21 protein-coding genes are annotated in these 22,445 nt (G+C 28.8%); 8 read left to right on the top strand and 13 right to left on the bottom strand.

The genetic code is table 11. The annotated features are described in order from the left end of the window. Positions 1-257: 257 nt before the first annotated feature. Positions 258-461, bottom strand: a complete 204-nt coding sequence (locus I2A75_RS02780; protein ID WP_195262943.1) for a DUF1657 domain-containing protein — start codon at positions 459-461, stop codon at positions 258-260. 261 nt (positions 462-722) lie between these two features. On the opposite strand from I2A75_RS02780, the gene I2A75_RS02775 reads away from it, so the two are divergent. Genes I2A75_RS02775 through spoVAE form a run of 5 tightly spaced genes read left to right on the top strand, consistent with a single transcriptional unit; the run spans position 723 to position 3,672 of the window. Beyond that, on the top strand, positions 723-929 hold the full coding sequence (locus I2A75_RS02775) for a DUF1657 domain-containing protein (protein WP_097033275.1): 207 nt from the start codon (positions 723-725) through the stop codon (positions 927-929). Positions 930-941: 12 nt separating this feature from the next. Further along, the gene (locus I2A75_RS02770; RefSeq protein WP_195262942.1) at positions 942-1,802 is read left to right on the top strand and encodes a DUF421 domain-containing protein; all 861 of its coding nucleotides are present in this window, start codon (positions 942-944) and stop codon (positions 1,800-1,802) included. 12 nt (positions 1,803-1,814) lie between these two features. Beyond that, complete coding sequence (gene spoVAC / locus I2A75_RS02765; protein ID WP_195262941.1) at positions 1,815-2,294, top strand: stage V sporulation protein AC; 480 nt, start codon at positions 1,815-1,817, stop codon at positions 2,292-2,294. Then, positions 2,295-3,296, top strand: coding sequence for a stage V sporulation protein AD (gene spoVAD, locus I2A75_RS02760; RefSeq protein ID WP_195262940.1), 1,002 nt, complete (start codon positions 2,295-2,297; stop codon positions 3,294-3,296). It begins immediately after the preceding gene. 22 nt (positions 3,297-3,318) lie between these two features. Next, positions 3,319-3,672, top strand: a complete 354-nt coding sequence (gene spoVAE, locus I2A75_RS02755; RefSeq protein ID WP_195262939.1) for a stage V sporulation protein AE — start codon at positions 3,319-3,321, stop codon at positions 3,670-3,672. A 366-nt stretch (positions 3,673-4,038) separates the two neighbouring features. Here spoVAE and I2A75_RS02750 read toward each other — a convergent pair whose 3' ends face one another. Then, positions 4,039-4,998, bottom strand: coding sequence for a tRNA-dihydrouridine synthase family protein (locus I2A75_RS02750; RefSeq protein WP_195262938.1), 960 nt, complete (start codon positions 4,996-4,998; stop codon positions 4,039-4,041). A 182-nt stretch (positions 4,999-5,180) separates the two neighbouring features. On the opposite strand from I2A75_RS02750, the gene I2A75_RS02745 reads away from it, so the two are divergent. Then, positions 5,181-6,320 (top strand): SLC13 family permease, encoded by a 1,140-nt coding sequence (locus I2A75_RS02745; protein WP_195262937.1) that lies wholly within the window; start codon positions 5,181-5,183, stop codon positions 6,318-6,320. A 71-nt stretch (positions 6,321-6,391) separates the two neighbouring features. Here the strand turns inward: I2A75_RS02745 and I2A75_RS02740 are convergent, their stop codons facing one another. The 3 genes from I2A75_RS02740 to I2A75_RS02730 all read right to left on the bottom strand — a co-directional run bounded on the left by I2A75_RS02740 (position 6,392) and on the right by I2A75_RS02730 (position 9,828). After that, positions 6,392-7,411: a glycoside hydrolase family 130 protein gene (locus tag I2A75_RS02740; protein WP_195262936.1), complete on the bottom strand. Its 1,020-nt coding sequence runs from the start codon at positions 7,409-7,411 to the stop codon at positions 6,392-6,394. Positions 7,412-7,610: 199 nt separating this feature from the next. Beyond that, positions 7,611-8,693 (bottom strand): GDSL-type esterase/lipase family protein, encoded by a 1,083-nt coding sequence (locus I2A75_RS02735; RefSeq protein WP_195262935.1) that lies wholly within the window; start codon positions 8,691-8,693, stop codon positions 7,611-7,613. A 13-nt stretch (positions 8,694-8,706) separates the two neighbouring features. Further along, positions 8,707-9,828: an SGNH/GDSL hydrolase family protein gene (locus I2A75_RS02730; protein WP_195262934.1), complete on the bottom strand. Its 1,122-nt coding sequence runs from the start codon at positions 9,826-9,828 to the stop codon at positions 8,707-8,709. Positions 9,829-10,060: 232 nt separating this feature from the next. Here I2A75_RS02730 and I2A75_RS02725 point away from each other — a divergent pair, with 232 nt between their 5' ends. Then, a complete protein-coding gene (locus tag I2A75_RS02725; RefSeq protein WP_195262933.1) occupies positions 10,061-10,687 on the top strand; it encodes a hypothetical protein in 627 nt (208 codons plus the stop codon). 148 nt (positions 10,688-10,835) lie between these two features. On the opposite strand, the gene I2A75_RS02720 is transcribed toward I2A75_RS02725, so the two are convergent. From I2A75_RS02720 to I2A75_RS02700, 5 genes are all read right to left on the bottom strand, one after another. Then, positions 10,836-11,642, bottom strand: a complete 807-nt coding sequence (locus I2A75_RS02720) for a MurR/RpiR family transcriptional regulator (RefSeq protein ID WP_195262932.1) — start codon at positions 11,640-11,642, stop codon at positions 10,836-10,838. 102 nt (positions 11,643-11,744) lie between these two features. After that, positions 11,745-13,304, bottom strand: a complete 1,560-nt coding sequence (locus I2A75_RS02715; RefSeq protein WP_195262931.1) for a PTS transporter subunit EIIC — start codon at positions 13,302-13,304, stop codon at positions 11,745-11,747. A 29-nt stretch (positions 13,305-13,333) separates the two neighbouring features. After that, a complete protein-coding gene (locus tag I2A75_RS02710; protein WP_195262930.1) occupies positions 13,334-14,662 on the bottom strand; it encodes a 6-phospho-alpha-glucosidase in 1,329 nt (442 codons plus the stop codon). A gap of 312 nt (positions 14,663-14,974) precedes the next feature. After that, complete coding sequence (locus tag I2A75_RS02705) at positions 14,975-16,534, bottom strand: PTS transporter subunit EIIC (protein ID WP_195262929.1); 1,560 nt, start codon at positions 16,532-16,534, stop codon at positions 14,975-14,977. Positions 16,535-16,698: 164 nt separating this feature from the next. Further along, on the bottom strand, positions 16,699-18,021 hold the full coding sequence (locus I2A75_RS02700) for a 6-phospho-alpha-glucosidase (RefSeq protein ID WP_195262928.1): 1,323 nt from the start codon (positions 18,019-18,021) through the stop codon (positions 16,699-16,701). A 185-nt stretch (positions 18,022-18,206) separates the two neighbouring features. On the opposite strand from I2A75_RS02700, the gene I2A75_RS02695 reads away from it, so the two are divergent. Then, positions 18,207-18,962: a MurR/RpiR family transcriptional regulator gene (locus tag I2A75_RS02695; RefSeq protein WP_195262927.1), complete on the top strand. Its 756-nt coding sequence runs from the start codon at positions 18,207-18,209 to the stop codon at positions 18,960-18,962. A 107-nt stretch (positions 18,963-19,069) separates the two neighbouring features. Here the strand turns inward: I2A75_RS02695 and I2A75_RS02690 are convergent, their stop codons facing one another. From I2A75_RS02690 to I2A75_RS02680, 3 genes are all read right to left on the bottom strand, one after another. Further along, a complete protein-coding gene (locus I2A75_RS02690) occupies positions 19,070-20,239 on the bottom strand; it encodes a macrolide family glycosyltransferase (RefSeq protein WP_195262926.1) in 1,170 nt (389 codons plus the stop codon). Between the two features lie 32 nt (positions 20,240-20,271). After that, positions 20,272-20,718, bottom strand: a complete 447-nt coding sequence (locus tag I2A75_RS02685) for a helix-turn-helix transcriptional regulator (RefSeq protein WP_347707746.1) — start codon at positions 20,716-20,718, stop codon at positions 20,272-20,274. A gap of 549 nt (positions 20,719-21,267) precedes the next feature. Continuing rightward, positions 21,268-22,329 carry a cell division protein FtsZ gene (locus I2A75_RS02680; RefSeq protein WP_195262925.1) on the bottom strand — a complete coding sequence of 354 codons (1,062 nt, stop codon included), beginning with the start codon at positions 22,327-22,329 and terminating at the stop codon, positions 21,268-21,270. Positions 22,330-22,445: the final 116 nt, after the last annotated feature.

Raw genomic sequence — 22,445 nt, 5'->3', positions numbered from 1 at the left:
TTAAAACTTAAGATATATTAAATAATTAATATATTTATTTAAGTAAAATATCAGATCTGAAATAATTGATTATTTAATCTTTCATTTAACTACTCCAAATTTCTGAATAAATACCTTCGTTATAGAATAAAAATTTCATAATTTATTGAAAAGAATAATTTATCTTATATTTATAAATATTTTAAAGTTTACATAAAAAATTATTCATAAAAATACTCCCATATCTAGTTGATGTTATAGATATAGGAGTATTTTTACTATTTATTATATTGTGGTTCTTGTTGTTTTACAAAATCAAGTCTTGATTGAAGTGATTGCTCAACACCATCCATTGTACTTGCAAGTTGATTAAACATTTGTTTTGCTTGTTGATTATCTGTGTCTAAAGAAAAAGTCTTCATATCAGCAGCTAATCCTTTTGCACTAGCTAATGCTGTTTCAAGTTTAGTTCCTGTAGGCATAATATTTCCTCCTTTATATTTTGTATTGCAATTTTATTTTGTTCATTATCAATTTTAATATTCAATTTAAATATTCTTTTTATAATGAAATATATTCCTTTTTAGCCTAGCTTCTATTAGATAATCCTTTTCAATAATTTGAGTAAATATTTATATAAGAAAGAAATGAATTAAAGTAAATATTTATATAAGAAATGAATTAAAACTAATATTACTGGTTAAAGTAAGTGAGAAAGATTTATATATAAAGGAGGCTTTTATATGACTGCTATTTCAAAAGTAAAACAAACGTTAGCCACATTAAAAGGCGCTCAATCTACTTTAGAAATGTATTCATTACAAGAACGTGATGAAAAATCTAGAAACACTTATAAAGAAGCAGCTAAAGAAATAGATAATATAAAAAAAGATCTAGAAAAAAGAATAGGCTTTATGGAGTTTGAAGAACCCCAATATAAAGGTAACTAAGTGAGGTGGACTATGGATTCTTGGTTAATAGTATTATTTAAATCAATAGTTCTATTTTTTTTAGCTTTAGTAATAGCAAGATTCATAAAAAAGAAGACCTTAGCTAGGTCTACCCCTTTTGATTTTATTTCTTATGCTTCAATAGCCATTATAATTTCTTTACTTTCTTTAAATTTAATTGATAATTTTTATTTTGGATTAATACCTTTAGCTGTTTGGGCACTAATGCCTCTTGCCTTAGATTATGCTTCAATGAAGAGTAAATATATTTATAATTCAATTCACGGTAAAGAAAGAGTATTAATAAAAAATGGAAAAATAATGGAAGATAACTTATCTAAAGAAAGAATAACAGGTCAAGAATTTTTACAAGAATTACGTTCTAAAAAAGCATTTAATTTAGCTGATGTAGAGTTTGCTGTTATGGAAACAAATGGAGATATAAATATTAGTTTAAAAGCTGATAAAAAGCCTGTTACTTCATATGATTTAGGAAAAAAAGTATCTCCTAAAGCAGAGCCACAAACAGTTATTTTAGATGGAAATATCTTAAATGAAGGACTTACTAATGCTGGATTAAATCAAGGTTGGCTTACAACTCAACTAGAAATTAAAGGTGTTTCCCTTGAGAATGTTTTTCTAGGGCAAGTTGATTCTTCTGGAGATTTATACATTGACTTATTTGATGATATGATACAAGTTCCTAAAACTGAAATTAAAGAAATGTTATATGCTAGCTTAGAAAAGAGCCAATCAGATCTTATGTCATTTTCTATAGATACTGATAATAAAGATGCTAAAAATATGTATTTAAAAGACTCAAAAGCTTTAGAACGAATTCTAGCAAAATTAGAACCATATTTATTACGTTAGAAGGTGAAATATATGTCAAATATGAAAAAGAAAAAAATGACTACATCTCAGCAACAATATGATGCTTTAGTAAAAAGCATAGAACCTAAAAGACCTATTTTTAAAAATTGTATTAGAGCATTCCTTGTAGGTGGAGCAATATGCACAATCGGCCAAGGATTTCAATGGATATTTATGAACTATTTTAATTTTGATGAAAAAACATCAATGGCCCCAACATACATACTCTTAATATTTCTTTCAGCTTTATTTACTGGGCTTGGAATTTATGATCACCTTAGTCAATGGGCTGGATGCGGAACTGCTGTCCCAATAACAGGATTTGCCAATTCAATTGCATCTGCTTCAATTGAACATAAAAGTGAAGGCTTTGTACTTGGAGTAGCTGGAAATATGTTTAGCCTTGCAGGTGCAATAGTTGTTTATGGAGTTTTCTCTGCTTTTATAGTTGCAACTATAAAAATGATAATAATATGGTTGGGGGCGATGTAAATGCTTAAAGGACATCAATCTTGGATTTTTGATTCTAAACCTACAATATTATCTTCAGCAGCTATTGGCGGACCATTCGAAGCTAATGGAGCTTTAGCTAATGATTTTGATATACTTACAGAAGATTTATGGCTTGGTCAAGATAGTTATGAAAAAGCAGAAAAAGCCCTTCTTGAACACGCCTGCCAACGAGCAATACAAAAAGCAAACTTGCAAAAAGAAGATATTAACTTCTTCTTTAGCGGAGACTTAATGAATCAAATTATTTCTAGTAGCTTTACTGCAAGAACTTTAGGAATTCCTTATCTAGGAATATTTGGTGCTTGCTCAAGCTCCATGGAAGGTTTAGCATTAGCAGCTCAGCTTATAGATAGTAAATCTGCAAAATATGTTGTGACAGCTGCAAGTAGTCATAATGCTGCTGCTGAAAAACAATTTAGATATCCCACAGAATATGGGGTTCAAAGACCACCTACTGCTCAATGGACAGTAACTGGTGCTGGTGCAGCAGTGCTTGCACAAAAAGGCAACGGTCCAAAGGTTACTTCTGCTACTATTGGAAGAGTTGTAGACATGGGAATTTCAGATCCCTATAACGTTGGCGCTGCTATGGCTCCAGCTGCTGTAGATACTATAGAAGCTCATTTTAGAGATTTAAACATTGATGCTTCAAATTATGACCTTATTGCTACTGGTGACCTAGGAAAAGTTGGGCATGAAATTGCTAATGCTTTATTTGAAAAACACAATATATACATGCCAATAGATATATTTACAGACTGCGGACTTTTAATATATACAAAAGATCAACCTAGTTTCGCTGGTGGAAGTGGTTGTGGTTGTTCTGCTACTGTAACTTATGGACATTTACTTAATCGCATGCGTAAAGGAGAGTTAAAAAAGATATTAGTTGTGGCAACAGGCGCTCTAATGTCCCCTATCTCCTTTCAACAAAAGGAAAGCATTCCTTGCGTTGCCCATGCGGTTTCTATAGAAATGTAAAAAAGAAGGTGTGATTTAACTTATGGAAAAATTTATTTTTGCATTTATAATAGGTGGTATAATTTGTGTTATTGGGCAACTTATAATGGATACTTTGAAAATTACTCCTGCACATACTACTTGTACATTAGTAGTAATTGGTGCAATTTTAGGAGGGTTTGGTCTATATGATCCCCTAGTTAAATTTGCTGGCGCAGGAGCATTTGTTCCAATAAGTAGCTTTGGAAATACCCTTGTAACGGCAGCTATAAATGAAGCTCAACAAACAGGATTTGTAGGAATATTTACTGGTATGCTAAAGACAGTAAGCGGAGGTGTTGCTGCTGCAATAATATTTGGTTTCTTTGCTGCAATAATATTCAAACCTAAAGGATGATCAAAAGTTAAGAGTTAAATAGTGAAAAGTGAAAGAGTTAAAATGATAGTTCACCTTTGGTTAACTATTCTAAAATCAATTTCTCAAAAAATCCTATAAGGATTTTTCCCCTTAATTCCTTCTTTTCATTATTAATTTAGATACTTAATATAAGATGGCGAAGATAAATAGCATATGTGGAATAAGCATATAGCAAGCAATTAGAAGTACTTGGTGAAGGAAGAACTACTAGGCCTTAGTGTTGTTGGTTTGTTTGAGCACAGCGAGTTAACCAAAACTCTTGGCATAGTAGTTTTTCCAAGCCTAGTACTTCTTTGCACAGCTATTTAGCTTATGGAACATATACTATTTATCATAGCCTTTATATTAATTACTAAACAGTCCTGCTCCTTTTATGATTTCTTGTTCATTGAATAAACTTGAAACTGCTTCATTATAATCTTCTACCTTTTGTGATTTTTTTATTTTTTTAGCGTATTTCTTATTATCTGAAAATATGTAAATCATGTATCCCCATAGCTCTTTCATTCTATAAAGTGCAATATTATCATCTTTAAACACTTCTCTATGATTATTGAAGATTTCATCATGGAACTCTTTTAATACTTTTTTATCTAAATTTATATTATTTTTAATTTCATTAATTAGCCCTGGATTTGCTAATATTCCTCTTCCTAACATTATTGTATTTAATTCAGGAAACTCTGTTGATAATTTATTATAATCCTCTAATTTAAAAATATCACCATTATAACATACTTTACTATTACTTAATGTTAGGGCATCTTTAAACACTTCTAAGTTAGGTTTATTTCCATAGAAATCTTCTCTAGTTCTAGGATGAATAATTAATTCTTCTAAGGGATATTTATTATAAATTTTTATTAATTCATAAAATTCTTCTGGTCTATCTTTTCCTATTCTAGTTTTTATTGAAATTTTCATATCATCTATTTTATATATTTCATCTAAAAACATATCTAGCTCATCTCTTTTAGCTAAAAACCCAGATCCTCTATTTTTAGAAACTACTGTTCCTGAAGGACATCCTAAATTTAAGTTAATCTCGTTATAACCTAATTGTTGTAACTTTCTAGCAGTAGTAATAAAACCTTCAGAATCATTAGTAAGTATTTGGGGAACTATATAAATGCCCTTATTATTTTCAGGCAAAATATCTCTTAATTCCTTAGTCTTAAAACTTTTACTACTTGTTGGAACAATAAATGGCGTAAAATACTTATCAATATCATTAAAAAATTTTTTATATGTATTTCTATATATGAATCCAGTGATTCCTTCCATTGGTGCTAAATAATATTTCATAGAATAACTCCTTACTATATTCTTTATATAAAGATTTCAAGAAACATTATATCAGCCTTATAGCCTCTTATCTACTTAATATTAATAAAATGTATATTATTCTTACCACTTGAATTTAATAACTTCATTAGTGTAAAATTTATTAAGTATTTTGCATAAATAAATTTACAGCGAGGTTTTAAATGAATTCTATATTAAATCTAGAAAAAATTAAATTCACTGAAAAAATTATTACATTTATAAAAAAAGATATTTTGCTAATTATTGCATTAACATTAGCAATTGTATCTTCATTTTTTTCTATGCCTAAATTAGAATATATCGATTTTAATGTTTTGGTTCTTTTATTTAATTTAATGCTTATTGTAGCTGCTTTTAAGGAATTAAAAGTATTAGATTCCTTTGCTACATCCTTATTGTCCAAATGTACAAGCTATAGATCCATATGCTTTACTTTAATATTTTTAACTTTCTTTTCTTCTATGATTGTTACAAATGATGTTGCTTTAATTACATTTGTACCATTAACATTAATAATTGGAAAAAAGATAAAAATAAACCCTTTTAAAATAATAATATTTCAAACAATTGCTGCTAATTTAGGAAGTTCTCTAACTCCTATGGGTAACCCTCAAAATCTTTTTATCTATTCATTTTTTGAAGTTAATCCAGTAGAGTTCTTTAAAATAACACTTCCATTGGTGATGCTTTCAATTTTATTTTTAATAGCAATAATTTTAAAAAGTGATAATAATACATACTCTTTTACAGTAGAAACTATAAAAATTTCTAACCTAAAAGAATTTATAATATACCTAATATTACTTTTAATAATACTACTATCAGTATTTCATGTTATTGATTATAAACTCACTTTTATTTTAACAATTATTACAGTATTGTTTTTAAATAAAGAACTATTTAAGTTAGTGGACTACTCTTTATTATTAACTTTTATTTGTTTCTTTATATTTATAGGCAATATATCTTCAATGGATTATATTAAAAATATTATGGAATCAATACTTTCTTCTAGTAAAAGTACTTACTTTTCATCAATAATTGTAAGTCAAGGTATAAGTAATGTACCTGCAACTATGCTTATTTCAGGATTTACTCCATATTATAAAGAACTTTTGCTTGGAGTTAATATAGGAGGCCTTGGTACACTTATAGCTTCATTAGCTAGTGTTATCTCATATAAACTTTATATAAAAGAATATCCTGAAAGTAGTGGAAAATTCTTAAAAAGCTTTACCTTATATAATCTTTGCGGATTATTAATATTAGTCCCAATAATTTATATTATGATTAAAATATAAATCAAAAGAGTTCTTACTTGTTTTCTAATCAAGCAAGAACTCTTCTTTTATTTCTTTACACTTAATAATGCCTATCTAAACTCTATGTCATCCCCATATACTAATTCTGAGTTTTCTTTTATATATTGGACTAACTCATCAACTTGTGTATATGCTACTGCTACATAAGTATCTGCTGCTCCATAATAAATAGCTATTCTTCCAGTTTCAGCATCTTGTAATGTTGCACAAGGGAATGCTACATTTGGAACAAATCCTGTTGTTTCATAATCCTTTTCTGGAGTTAATAAGTAATCTCTTGTTCTATATAAAACTTTTGAAGGATTTTCTTTATCTAAAATAGCTGCTCCCATGCTATAAACAAATCCATTACAAGTTCCAGATACACCATGGTAAATCATTAACCATCCTTCTGATGTTTCTATTGGAGTTGCTCCTCCTCCAATTTTAGTTCCTTGCCACCAGCCTGATCCACCTTTACTCATAACTCTTCTATGTCTTCCCCAGTGAACTAAGTCTGGACTTTCACTTATAAATATATCTCCAAATGGAGTATGTCCACTATCACTTGGTCTACTTAAAAGCATGTATTTTCCATTAACCTTTCTTGGAAATAAAACTCCATTTCTGTTAAAAGGAATAAATGGATTTTCAAGTCTAACAAATTCCTTAAAATCATTAGTTGTTCCAAGTCCAAGTGCAGCTCCACCAAATTCAGCACACCAAACAATATAATAGGTATCTTCAATTTTAACTAATCTAGGATCATAAGAATAGTTTGGTTGATAGTCATTACCTTCTTCATCTTTCCAATGAATTTCTTCATCCTCAATATCCCAATCTAGTCCATCTTTACTTCTACCAACATGTAATTGTGGCTTACCATTTTTATGGTCCGCTCTAAATATTCCTATAAATCCATCTTCATATGGTAATACTGCACTATTAAATATTCTTGCTGATTTTTTTGTAGGATTCCATTTTATAATTGGATTACCATCGTGTCTCCATACTACTCCATCAAAACCTTCTGGCTTTTCTTGCCAAGGTATATTACTTAATTTTTCTCCAAATATCTTTACATTCTCCATAAAGATCCTCCCAATCTTGCCATTTTTAAATTAAATATTTATTACTAATCATAAATTAATAACTCTACAAGCTAAATAAACTTGTTAACAATTACAAATTAAATTTACTATCTATTGGCTTTAATTTCTATATTTATGTTATTTATACTTTATTATTGTTTATATTTCTGTAATAATGTTATATTTTAAAACAACAAACTTACTTCCATATATCCTCTCCAAAAGATTCTATATAGTTAGTTAATTCAGTTGCCATTTCTTCTGCTTCTGGAATTCTTATGTGCCCCGGAGTTCCACATCCATTTCTTTTAAACTTATATCTAACTATCTTTTCATCATTTAACTTATCAACCATTTCATCAAGAGCATCATCCCAGCCATTACTATGGCATAAAATAGTTGTTATAACTATAAACAGAGCCTTTGGATATTTGCTTCTTAAATCTGTTATTATTTCAGCATATTTAGATTTCCACACTTCTCTTTTTTCTTTATCAGCATCTATATAATTTTCAGGATGAGCATCATTTTGCCCTAGCGCCATAATTACTACATGTGGTGTATATTTTGAAAAATCCCACTCATTACATTCACCAAGCTCTGAACTGTATCTAAGCTTATCATAAGTAGATTCAGCCCCTAAATATCCTCTTGATGGGTTAAAATACCCTGTTCCATCCATAACTGCAATTCCACCTTGAGCATTATTATTAATTTCTGCTCCCAAGTTTCTTGCTGTTATCATTGAATATGAATACCATGCGTTAGAATAAATTCCCTCATGACCTTCCGGATCTACTTTACCAACGTAATCAATAGCTTCACATACTTCTCCTGCTGAAACTGAATCACCAAAACACTCAATTCTTCTATTATAGTTTTTCTTTGCTGCTTCAGTATAAGAATTTTTATCTATTATAATTCCGTAAAAGTCAAAATAATGTGCTGCATCAGACCTTTTATATAAAACTAAATCATGCAATTTATCTTCTAAACCTTCTGCAATATCTATTACTATATCTTTATAATGTTCTTTTATTACTACCTTACCTTCTATTTCATCATCAATAATAAATCCAATAGCATTTTCATAATGGCTATGATAATTCTTTAAAGCAATTTTCAAACTTGTCCCACTAAATTTAATTTTTATCATACTACCAGCATAAATAATTGTTGGAGCCTTAGAATTTTCAAAATCAATTCTTCCCATATATTTATAATGAGAATTATCGGCTTCTATAAATTCAAAATCTTCTTTATTAAGTTCTTCTAAGTACATAAACTCTCACCTCCTAAGATACTAAAAATCCCATTATATATGTTTCTGTCTCCTTTTCTTCATTAAGTACATTTATTTTAATGTTATGATTAGATATATTTTCAAATTCAACTAATAACTCTGTTGCTGAATAATCTCCCCATCCATCTTCAAAATAAGTATCAATTATAATTGGATTATTTCCATCTACTATTACTTCTATTTTGCCTGCTGAATCTTTAACTGATTTTTTATATAATAAAAATAAATCTTTACATTCAATATCAACTTCTAAAAAAGCTGTATTTCCTTTTTTTAAACTACATTTCCATCCATGCTGAAAAACCTGGAAGCCTTCAGAATCTTCAATAAAACCTTTTATTTTATTAACATCTATGGTTTTATTATTTTTTATAATTCCATTCTTATATCTTTCTCCAAAGACTGGATTTACAGACTCAACTTCTTTTACTATCACTTCAGTATTATCTTCTTTATTAATATCAGCTAATATGGTTTTCATAAAATCAATTAGTAACTCTGATATTATGAAATGACCATAATCATTTGGATGAACTTCATCACTAGCTACATCTTGCCATTTTAAATTTCCTTTTTCTATTTCTGAGTGTACGGTATCTCTAAAACTTATCATTGGAATATTATATTTTCCCCCAATTTCTATTTGTTGTGCTTGTACATTGCTTCCATCAAAATTACTCATAAACACTTCCACTATAGCTGGAGGATTTTCTACTGATAATATTCTTCTTATTAAACTTTCATAAGCTACTTTATCATAATTAGTACTTTTATCGTTTACAGCAAAATCAATAAATATTATATCTGGATTCTTATCCAATACCTGCTTTTGGACTCTATGAACTCCTATAATTGATCCTGTTGCTCCAACCCCTGCATTTATAAAATTGATATTTATATTACTAAATGTATCTTTAAACCATAAATATGTCCTGCTTGCATAACAATCTTCTTGCTTCGTTGCATTACAGCCTTGCGTTATAGACCCACCTAAAAAAGCTACTGTTATATCCTGTCCACTTCCTGCTTTCATTAAAACTTTAGCAAGTCTTAATGTATCACCTTTACTAACTAATGAATTCTTTATCATTTCTTCAGTAATTATATAATCCATATTAAACCTCCTTGAAAACGTCAATATAACTTGTAAAATATATATTAATTGTATATCTTTATTTATTGAAAGTATATATGTTCCTTATTTATTATATATAAATCTGAATAATTGTTTATTTTTTATTACTTTAGAAAAGTATCTATTTTAATTAACATTTCACTTGCACATTTTATATACTGTAGTATATATCAAAAGATAAAATAATAATTATTATGGAGATGAACTAGATATGTTAAGTAAACCAAATTCCGAAAATACTTTTACGCCAATGAGCACTAATATAATACAAGAATGTTCAAGGCTTCTATATAGAATCCCAGTGTTTCTTAGCCATCCAAGTAGGTTAAACTCAACTCAGCAAGACTTTGTAAGCAGAATTATTATAGAAATAAAAAAAGCTTTGTTATTTCCAAGAACTTTGCCAGTTACTGAACAATACCCTGAACCACCTCTAACTAATATAAGAAGAATGATATTATCAAGTTATGGTTTTATAGCTCTTAACCTTGCTCAAAGAGAAGTTAGAGCTCTAGAAAACAATTTAGGTGAAGAGCTAAATTTTACAACTTGGGAAGGTAGCCCTTTTGCACAAATTGAACCTGCTATGGCTTTTCAATTCGGCCTTCCTATGCTTTTAATTAGAGAATCAACTGTTGAACAAACTGGAATTTGGTCCTTTGGAATAGGACCTTTCTTATTATTAGAATGGAATCCAAATTTACCTTTAGAAGACTTCTTCAATAGCAACGCATGGTTAGAAATTTTTCAAAACTGGATTTCTCAAGTTAGAAATGGATTTTACCTTCAAACTCAGCCCCCTTTTAAGTATACTTGCACTAGAGATGGTGTGAATTAATATAGACATGTAGTAATAAATATAATATCTTAAAATATATAAATCTAGGGAGCTGTCTTATAAATCCATTTAATGTAGCATATAAAATTAAAAATTGTGTGACAGCTCCCATATACCACAAATTATTCTTTACTTTAATTTGCTATAATTATTGATTATACAATTGCGCATAATAGATATATAAAATATCAACTACACTATTTAATGCATGATCTTGAATTATTGCAGTTTGGAAATAATCCATTTTTATTGGACTCACTAATAATCTTATTTCCTTAAATGAGTTATTGGTTTCCCTTTGAGATGTAATCCAAATTACCCTTATATTCTTTTCTTTTAACATTGTATGTATCTGTTTTATATGTCTTGTTGTACCTGAAAATGATATTATTATTGCAACATCATCATTTTTCATATTCTCTATAGCTAATAGTTGGCTTTTTAATGTAGGAAAAGAATACGTAGTTTTATCTAAGCGAGTAAATTTTTCACTCAAATTTTTAGCAACAATATTAGAAAAAGAGCTACCAAAAACATAAATAGATTTAGCTTCATAAATCCATTCAACTGCTCTAACCAATTTGTTTTCATTAATTAACTTTTTAGTTTCATTAAATGATTTATAAACTGATTCAAAATAGTTTTCTAAAATCTCATTACTATTCATATCTATTTCATTATTATCAATACTCTTATGATTTATTTCACCTTCTAAAAATTCGTTATAGACTACAACATCCTCTTTTAATTCCTTAAAACTTGAATTGTTGACGCGCTTGCAAAATCTAGTTACCGTAGCTGCTGACGTGCTGCATTCTTTTGCAATGTCAAATATAGTCATTTTAGGTATCTTGTCATGATTATGTAAAATAAATTGAGCTATATAACTATCAGTAGAAGAATATTCTGTTATTTCTTCTACACATCTTTTCAAATTAGAAAAAAATGAGTACATGATTCCCTCCGCTTTATTTAATATATACAATTTATATTATACATGCTTATAATACAAAAAATATAGGGTAGTGAAAACTAACCTATATTTTTTGTATTATTATTATTCTAATCCTAAAAATTCTCTCATTTCAGTCTTATAAACAGAAGCCTTATTACCATAAATTATTTGTACTCCATCTGCAACCTTAACGATTCCATTAGCAGATAATTCATTTTTAAAGTACTCATTTGGTTTTATTATTGATTTATCTTTCAAGGATAAACGTAATCTTGTAAAACATGCTTCAACTTTTAAAATGTTTTCCTTGCCACCAACAGCTTCTACTATTCTAGGAATTAAATCACCTGTACAACTTTCGCTTACTACTTCATCTTTACTTTCTTGAACTTCTCTACCTGGAGTTTTTAAATCAAACTTAATTATTACAAATTTAAATACATAGTAGTATATAACAAAGTATATAGGTCCAAGAATAAGTAACCAATACCAATTTGATCCTTTATCTGCATTTAGTATTCCATTGAATATCCATGATAGTAATGGTCCTCCAAATGCTGATGGTCCAGCTATATTAAATGAAACAATATAAGTAAGTATATAAGCTATACCTGATAATAATGCGTGCACTCCAAAAAGTATAGGTGCTACGAATAGGAAGCTATATTCTAATGGTTCTGTAATTCCCATTAATGCACAAGGTATTACTGCAGCTATCATAAGGGAAGCTACCTTTTTTCTATTTTGTTTATGAGCTGTTTTATATATAGCAAGTGCTGCTCCAACCAAACCAAACATTGCAAATAATACTTTTCCATTCATTACATAACGGCTTATGTTGATATCAAACATCGCTCCTGGAGTATTTAATATAGCATTATATATATTTACTGCACCTTCTACTGTTTGACCGCCAATCTCCATTACTCCACCAAGTGATGTAAAGAAGAATGGTAGATATATAAAATGATGTAACCCAAAAGGTAGCAATATACGTTCAGCAAATCCATATACAAAGGCTCCAAATACGCCTGTTGCGTTAATGAATTCAGAAGAAAGCTGTAAAGCATTTTGTATTGGTGGAAAAACAAATGATAAAGCTATTCCTACAAAACTTGCTACGATAATAGTAATTGCTGGTATAAAACGAGTTCCATTAAATATACCTAATACTGGTGGTAATTGAATCTTATAATATTTATTATGAAGATAACTTACTATAAGACCAATTATTATTCCACCAAATACTCCTGTATCTAGTGTTACTACACCTAAAATTGCCTTTTGACCTGTTAGTAAGTTGCTTGTATCTATAATTCCCCTAGCAATTAAGAAGCTCCCCATAACAGTATTCATTGTCATATATCCTAAGAAACCTGATAATGCTGCTGTAGCTTTCTCTGACTTAGCATATCCATAAGCGATACATATTGCAAATATTATTGAAATATTATTATTTACAACGTTCCCCGCATCTTTCATAAGTTGAAAAAGTAAAGAGAAAAAGTCATTTCCTAAAAACGGAGCTACTTTAACTAAGCTCGCATTAGTGAATGCACTTCCTACTCCAACAAGTATTCCTGAAATAGGAAGTAATAAAACTGGTGCCATTAAAACTTTACCTAGCTTTTGAAATGAGCTAAATAATTTTTGCTTATCCATAAAAATCTCCCCTTTATCTGAAGTCAATACTATTTTAACTCTGGCCAGTACTCACCATTTGCTTCAATTAGATCATCTAATATTTGTCTTGCAACTGTTGTAGATGGTACAGTTTTATTTATTGCTATAGCTTGTAATGCTTTTTCATAAGAATTTTCAAAATATGCATCAACAGCTAATTTTTCTGAAGCTACTTGATTTTCTATCATTCCTTTATAGAAAGTTGGTATTGCAGATATTGATACAGGCTCTGGTCCCCATGAACGTATATATGCTGGTACTTCTACCATAGCATCAGCTGGAATATTAGGAATAGCCCCATTATTCTCCACTATTACTAGGAAACGTTCTCCTTTATTGTATGCAATAGATGCTGCTGCATCAACTATAAAATCTCCGAATACTGTAAATTCTTGTAATGGGCTCTTATAAGTTTCTGGTGATTCTAAGTATTTTTTGTGTTCTTCAAACATTTCTGTTTCACGGCCTTCTATAACCATATCTGCTCTTGTACGATTTATATTCATTTTAGATACCATATCTGATGAATATAAATAGTATTGAAGATAACTATTTGGTAAATAATCTGGATAATCTTTCACTATCTTAGCATATTGCTTCCATGTCTTTTGCCAATCTGGATCTTTATGATGTTTATCACTTGAAGCTGTCATTCCAGAAGTTAATATCATTTCTCTTAATTCTGGTAAACGATCATTTCCATCTTTATCAAATAAAGCTGTGAACCATCCAAAATGATTTAGTCCAAAATAACATGGATCTAAAGATTGCCAGCTTTCTAAACCTAACATTTTAGAATAAGATAAAAGAATAGCTGTTGGCATATCACATATATTTAGTACTCTCTCATTATTAAATTCTCTTCTTGTAGCTTCTGCAACAACTGCTGCTGGATTAGAGTAATTTAGTACCCAACAATTAGGAGAATATTTCTTTGCCGTCTTTATCATATGAATTATAGCTGGAATTGAACGAATACCATAAGAAATTGATCCTCCTGGTCCACAAGTTTCTTGTCCCACTACTCCATATTTTAATGGAATCTTTTCATCTGAACTTCTTAATTTTAATCCACCTTGTCTAATTTGAGCAAAAACAAAATCTACATCTGTATAAGCTCTTTCTTCGTCTGTTGTTACAATTACTTCAAGATCTGGATAAGTTTCTCCAATAAATTGTTTCATAATATCATATACTAAATTTAATCTTTTCTCATCAATATCAAATAGTGCTAATTTTCTTAAAGGAAAATCATCCTTTTTTTGTAATAAACTTTGTATTATACCTGGTGTATGCGTGCTTCCTGCACCAACAATAACTACTGCATTTTTTTTCATTGCAATCATCTCCCTTTTTGTAAATCTTTTTGTAAATGTTTTGTAAATGTTTTCTCTTGATGTTTATACTATATCACTTTACATAAACAAAAATAAAAAAATTTCACATTATGAAATTTTTTGTTGCTCATGGCTTTCTAAAAAATAAAAAGACCACTGAAATTTAAATCTGATTCAAAATTTATTACTTAATATAAAAAATCCCTCAATTTAAAATTGAGAGATTTTTTATCTATATAATTTCTTCGTTAAAAGACGATTTTTTATTGTAAAATTTATAATAAGGTATTTACTAATTAACTTTTAATCTATTTATTCAACCCCTAATACTTCTCTGATTTGAGTTTTGTATACATCCGCTTTAGAACCATAGATAACTTGTACACCATCACTTACTTGAACAACCCCATTAGCTCCAAGCTTTTTCCAAAGACTTGCATCACCTACAATTTCTTTATTTTTAACCTTTACTCTTAATCTTGTGAAGCATGCATCCACGTGCAGTATATTATCTTGTCCACCTAGTCCCTCTATAATATCATATAGTATATCTGCTTTAGATAAATTATTATTTTCTGATGTCTCATTTATTACATCATCTTCTCTTCCTGGAGTTTTATAATTAAACTTTAATATCATAAATTTAAATGTAAAGTAGTATAGAAAGAAGAAAATAACACCCAAAATAGGTATCCAAATCCAGTTTGACCCTTTATCAGCTTGCATTATACCATTAAATATCGTACTTAAGAACGGTCCCCCAAATGCTGATGTTCCTGGAACGTTTACTTGTAAGATATAAGTTAAGAAATATGCAAGTCCTGAATAAAGTGAATGAACAACAAATAACATTGGTGCTACAAATAAGAATGAATATTCAATTGGCTCTGTAATGCCTGTAAAGAACGCTGGTATTGCTGCAGCAATTATTAATCCCCTAACTATATTTTTCTTTTCTGACTTTGCAGTTTTATACATTGCCAAAGCCCCACCTGTTAAACCAAATGCAGCCACAATTATTTTACCATTCATTATAAATCTTGTTACATCAATATCAAACATGGCTGAAGGAGAAGCCAATTGAGCTTGGTATATGTTAACTGCCCCCTCTACTATATTTCCATCAATTATTGCTGATCCACCTAAATTAGTAAAGAAAAATGGTAAATAAACAAAGTGGTGTAATCCAAAAGGTAAAAGTGCACGTTCTGATAAACCGTAAATAACCGTTCCAAATGCACCTGTAGAATTAATTAAATTGCTTAATGAAGTTAATCCCCCTTGAATTGCTGGCCAAATTCCCGCCATTATAAAACCTAAAATTACTGAACATAATATTGAAATCATTGGTACAAATTTTGTTCCACTAAAAATTCCTAATACTGGTGGTAATGCAATATTATAAAATTTATTATGTAGAAAAGCTACCATAAAACCTACTATAATTCCACCAAATACTCCGACATCCAATGAAGGTATTCCTAAAACTAATGATTGACCTGTAGCTAAGTTACTTGGATCAAGCTTTCCTAAATGTATTAATAATGTACTCATAACATTATGCATAGTTACAAACGCTATCACTGAAGCTAATGCCGCTATCCCCTTTTCTTTTTTTGCATATCCAATTGCTATAGAAACAGCAAATATTATTGGTAAGAAGTTAAACACTGAATTTCCTGCTGATTTACACAAATTAAAGATTAGCTTTAAGTAATCGTTTGCAAGAACTGGAAATGTACTTACTAAATTTGTACTTGTAAATGCTGCTCCAATCCCAAGTAAAATACCTGCTATTGGTAATAACATAACTGGTGTCATAAGAACCTTTCCTAATTGTTGAAAAGCTGCAAAATACTTCGAATCTTTCATAAATTATATCTCTCCCTCTTTATAATATTTATATGACCTGACTAAGATATTGTTATTTTTCTTTCTATTCCACATATACCTCAATCAGGTCAACTTTGCCATTGTATTATTTAGTTAATCTATTAACTTATATCCTCTTTTAATATTTTTAATTTATTTAATCATTACTTAAATTCTGGCCAGTATTCCCTATTTGCTTCAATCAATTTGTCTAAAACTTTTCTTGCTTTATATGCGTCTACAATTGTTCTATTTAAAGTTAATGCTTGAAGTGCCTTTGCATAAGATCCTTCAAAATAAGCATCTACAGCTAATTTTTCATAAGCTAGTTGTGCTTCCATTAAACCTTTATAGAAAGTTCCTATCTTACCTACTCTAAGTGGTCTTGGTCCATTAGCTGTTAATACTGCAGCGACTTCTACCATTGCATCATCTTGAATATTTGATATTGCTCCATTATTCTCTACTATTACAATAAAGATTTTTCCTTGATTATATGCTATAGATTCTGCAACTTGAATCATAAATTCACTATGTGCATCATTATGGACCATCTCGCATCCTTCCATAGTTCCATGCTCAATTACTTTTTGGCATTCTTCAAATACTCTTTTTTCTCTACCATCCATAACTTCATTTGCTCTTGTATATTCTGGATTTAATTTTTTTACCTTGTAATCTGGATATAAGTAATATTGAAGATAAGTATTTGGAAGATAATCATTAAAATCTTCACACATGTTCTTAACCATGCCATAGGTATCTAACCAAGATTGGTCTCTTTGTTCGGCATCAACTGGTAAAAACCCTCTTTCTTTTATCAAACTCTTTAATTCTGGTACTAAGTCATTACCTTCTGAATCATAAAGGTTAGTGAACCATCCAAAGTGATTCAATCCAAAATAAACAGGTTCAAAATCCTTTGAGTCTCTACCTAATATTCTTCCATAAGATCTTAAAAGGTTTACAGGTTGATCACAGATATTAAGTATTCTCTTATCTTCTGGAAATTCTCTTCTAATTGCTTCAGCTACTATTGCTGCTGGATTAGTATAATTTAATATCCATGCATCTTTTGAATAAGATCTGATATCGTTAACTGTATTAATCATATCTCTAATTGATCTTAACCCGTAAGCAAATCCCCCTGCACCACAAGTTTCTTGTCCAATTAGCCCCATGCTTAGTGGTATCTTTTCATCCTTTTCTCTCATTTCATATCCACCAGTTCTCATTTGCATAAATACAAAATCAACCTCATTGTATGCTTCTTCAACCTTAGTTGTATATTTAAAATCTAATTCAGGATACTCTTCTTTAAATAATACTTTAGCAAATTCTCCTATAACTGCTTGTCTTTCTTCATTTATATCAAATAAAACTAATTTATTTAACGGAAATCTTTCCTTTAATTTGCATAGTGTTTGTAATAAACCTGGTGTCCAAGTACTTCCTCCACCAACTAGTGTCACATTAAATTTCTTCATCTCTACCAACTCCTTAGATTAAATTATTGTTTGTAGTACCGGCTACATGTATAATTATATTAGGCATGAAAATGTTTTTAAAGTCTCTTGAAGCCTTTATCAATTTTATTCAAAAGTTAAAAAATTTTCATTTGATGAAATAATTTTCACTATAAGACTATCACTAACTTAAAAGGGGACAAACAATGGATTTCTACAAAATGATAAGTACAAATACAGATAAACTAAATAAAAATGAATTAGACATTTTAAATTTTTGCATGAAAAATGCTAATGATATTAAATCAATTAAAATTAATGATTTAGCTGAAAATACATATACATCTCCAGCTTCTATAGTTCGCTTCTGCAAAAAATTAGGTTTTTCAGGTTTTGCAGAATTTAAAGCATCTTTTGTATTAAATATAAAAAACACTGAAGAAACTTTTAACAATCACTTTAATGAAAATTCACCTAACCTTTTTAAAGATATAAATAAATCTATTGAACTTATTAATGAAGATATTTTAGAAGAAATCTTATATCTTTTACATAATGCAAATAGAATAGAATTTTTTGGAGAAGGCTCATCTAGAATAGTTTGCTCTGAGGTGGCAAAAAAATTTAGAACCATAGGAAAAACAGCCTTTAACTATGATGATAGTAGTATGATGTACATAGCTGCTGCATCTTTAACATCTAATGATCTTATATTTGCAGTATCTATGTCAGGAGAAACTATACAAGTATTAAAGGCACTAAATATAGCTAAAACTAGAGGTGCTAAAATAATATCGCTTACCGGTTTAAGCAATAATTCTCAATCAAAACTTGCTGATAAATCTCTTTATGTTACTTCAACATCTTTTGTTCATGAGAATTATAATATAGTTTCTCGTACTCAAGCTTTAATAATTTCAGAATATATATTTTTTAGATACCTTGAAAAATATATCTATTAAAGTAATATAAGAATGTTAAAGATTTCTTTAATAGCAGCGCTTGGTTATAAATTTAGGAGATATCTCAAAAACTATTTTTTTGAGATATCTCCATATTCTATTAACTATTAATTCTCTATAATTTTTAATATAGCTTCTGCGGCTTTTTTATATCCTCCTTCACTTCTAAAACTCTTCCCTAATTTTTCTGCATTTTCTTTATATTTATGGTTACTAAAAACCTCTAACACTCCTTCCTTAATACATTTAGGACTATTACGCTTTAAAACTATTCCAGCATCTAAATCAGCAACTCTTCTGCATACCATTCCTTGTTCTGATTGCTGAGGATACATAACCATAGGAACTCCATAATATAAACTTTCATTAACACTGTTCATTCCACAATGAGTAATAAATACCTCTACATCCTGAAGTACTTTAATTTGTTCTACACTATTTCTAACTTCAAAATTATCTGGTATAGTACCTAATTCTGAAATTGAAGTACCCTTTCCAATAGACATAACAACATCTATATCACAATCTTTAAATGCCTTAATACAATTTTGATAAAATTTAATATTTTTATTATTTACAGTTCCAAGTGAAATGTATATTTTTTTGCGTATTCTTTCTCCTTGTTTAACTTTAAGATTTGCAACTGATGGCCCAACAAAATAATACTTAGAAGAAAATGTATCTACCATTGGTTGAAATTCTTTTGAAGTATATACAATAGTATTTGTTTCATTATCATTTTGAATCATAGAAACAAAGTCCTTAACATAATATCCATGACTTCTTAATAGTTCTAATTTTTTATTAATTCTTCCCATGCCCAAAATCATACGTATAATTTCATTAGGCCCTTGCTTCATCATTTTTGCTGTATATTTATTAAATGCAAAAGTTGTTGTTGAGCATATATAAGGAATGTTCAATTTTTTAGCAAATAATTTCCCCCAAAAGCATAAAGAATCTGATACAATACAGTCAGGCTTAATACTTTCTAATTCAGCAGATACTTTTTTATCTAGAGATATAGTCGTATCCACCACCATTTCTATTAAAGCAGGGAAATCCTTACCTATTTTTTTCTCATCTTCTGGTCTTAATTCTGGAAGATAATCATCACAACTTATAAAATTTGCACCTGCATCTTGAATTTTATCTTTAAATTCATTAAATGAATAATACCATACTTCATTGCCTCTACTTACTAATTCTCTTACTACTTCAATTGTAGGATTTGTATGTCCACTTGCAGGAATACAAAAAAATATTATCTTACTCATATTAACCCATCCCTTATCAATTTATTTTACTATTAATCATCATTTTTTCTTGGAATTCCTATTTCCCCTATGAAGTTTATCAAGTCTCTCTGATGTACAATAGCAAGACCTCTATCTTCATCTCCTAATATTAATAACTTATCTCCTGAATTAATATTAAAAACTTCTCTTGCATCTTTAGGAATAACAATTTGTCCACGTTCACCAACTGTAACAGCTCCAAAAAAGTATTTTCCTTTTGGTGGTATTACAATGCCTGTCTCTTCTTCTGAATGGCTAACTAAATTATCTATTGTTACATTATATAATTTTGCAAGTTCAATACAACTAGCTATGTCAGGTGCAGATTCACCACTTTCCCATTTTGCAATAGATTGCCTTGAAACATTTATCTTTTCTGCTAATTGCTCTTGAGTATATTGATATATTTTTCTTAATCTTTTTAAATTTTCGCAAATCATATTTATCATACCTTTCATACTTATTATATTTAACTTTACCCTTAATTTCTATCAACCAATCTTAACATCAAAGTATATATTCATAGCATTATTTTTAATTAATTATACAAAAATTAATAAATAATTATACAAAAATTTTTCTCCAAACTACCTTGCATTGCTACTACAAACAAATAAGCTATATATTACTAATTTGCTTTAATTTACACTTGCTTTTATAGAATATCAAAAACTTTTTCGCAAATAATAAATATTAAAGTAAGGTGGTGATATATATGGGTAGTTCTCAATATAACAAAAATAAGAATAATAAAAGTAACTTTGGGAAAAATAGAGACAACAATAACAAGGATAAGGGAAATAATCAAGTAAAGTAAATTCTATACCATAGTATATAATTTACAAGATAAAAATTAAAAACTTTTGATTTAATTCTTTTAAATTTTTATGATAATATTAAAAGTGACAACAAATCTAAGATAATAGTAGATTTGCTGTCACTTTTTTATAAATTTCCTTATAACAAGGAAACTACATTATTTATATGTATTTTTATGTATTATATAACTAAAAATTATAGTTTTCATCCAATAAACTATTTAAATCACTTTTAGTAGCTACAACCATTTCCTCAATGTTAATATTGTCTTCATCATCTGTATTAACATCAATAATAACGCTTCTTTTTCTATTTCGTGCTGATTTTCTCTTATTTTTATCATCTAATGCCATCTTTATTAAATTTATTGATTCAGTAGGAGTTTCGCATCCTCCAAGAACTACTATATTATTTTTATCATTATATGTTATATATGTACTTCTATAAACTTCAAATAGCTTAGATAATTCATATGGATCGTATCCATCAATTTTTAAATTAATTCCCAAGTAATCACAATCATATATATCTGGTTGAACAAACACACTATTTTTTATAGCTAAATCAACAGCTGTTTTAACATCCTTTAATCCATCATATAACTTTAAAATAAGCCCTGATCCCTCTGCAGTATTTATTCTTAGAGAATCTTTATTATCAATGCAACCATCAGCATGAATACCTATTATATTATAGGCTAGATCTAAACTTTCAATTACTTCATTATTTATTTCTTTATATGTATTCCTTCTATTATTATCTACAAATTTAACGTCATTTATTAAATTCATTACACTATTTATGTCATTCCAACATTCTATAGTATTTTTAAATGCTAACTCATCTTCCTTTAAGCTAGGTAAAATAGCTACTACATTAATCTTTGCATTTTTTAGTACTTTTTTCGCTATTTGTATGAATGTTTTTATTGCACCAGAGCCTGTCCCTCCCGCCATAGTTGTAAATACTACTATGGCTTCTGTTAACGGATATTTACTTAATAACGCTGCTAATGAATTGACGTTGTCTTTAATCATTTCCTTAGATTTATTTCTATCTCTTCCTGAACCATCTTCTCCAGGATAAACATATACATTTTTTGTTATATCTGCATTTCTTAATGGCTTAATATCAAATAAGCTGCTATTTATAAATAATCCATTATATCTTGGATTTTTACTTAATAGTCCATCTACTATATTTCCAGCACCTTGCCCTAATGAAACTAATAACATTTTGTCTTTTTCCATAATAACTCTCCTCTATCATACTATATAGATTTATTATCGGTAAAAAGTAAAATAACCTTATATTTATTTTTTAATCAAATTATAATTATTACTTAAGCTATCCTATTGTTCGTTCG

The sequence above is a fragment of the Clostridium sp. 1001275B_160808_H3 genome (assembly GCF_015550425.1).
Taxonomy (GTDB): Bacteria; Bacillota; Clostridia; order Clostridiales; family Clostridiaceae; genus Clostridium.
This window is presented reverse-complemented; position numbering and strand designations above follow the sequence as displayed.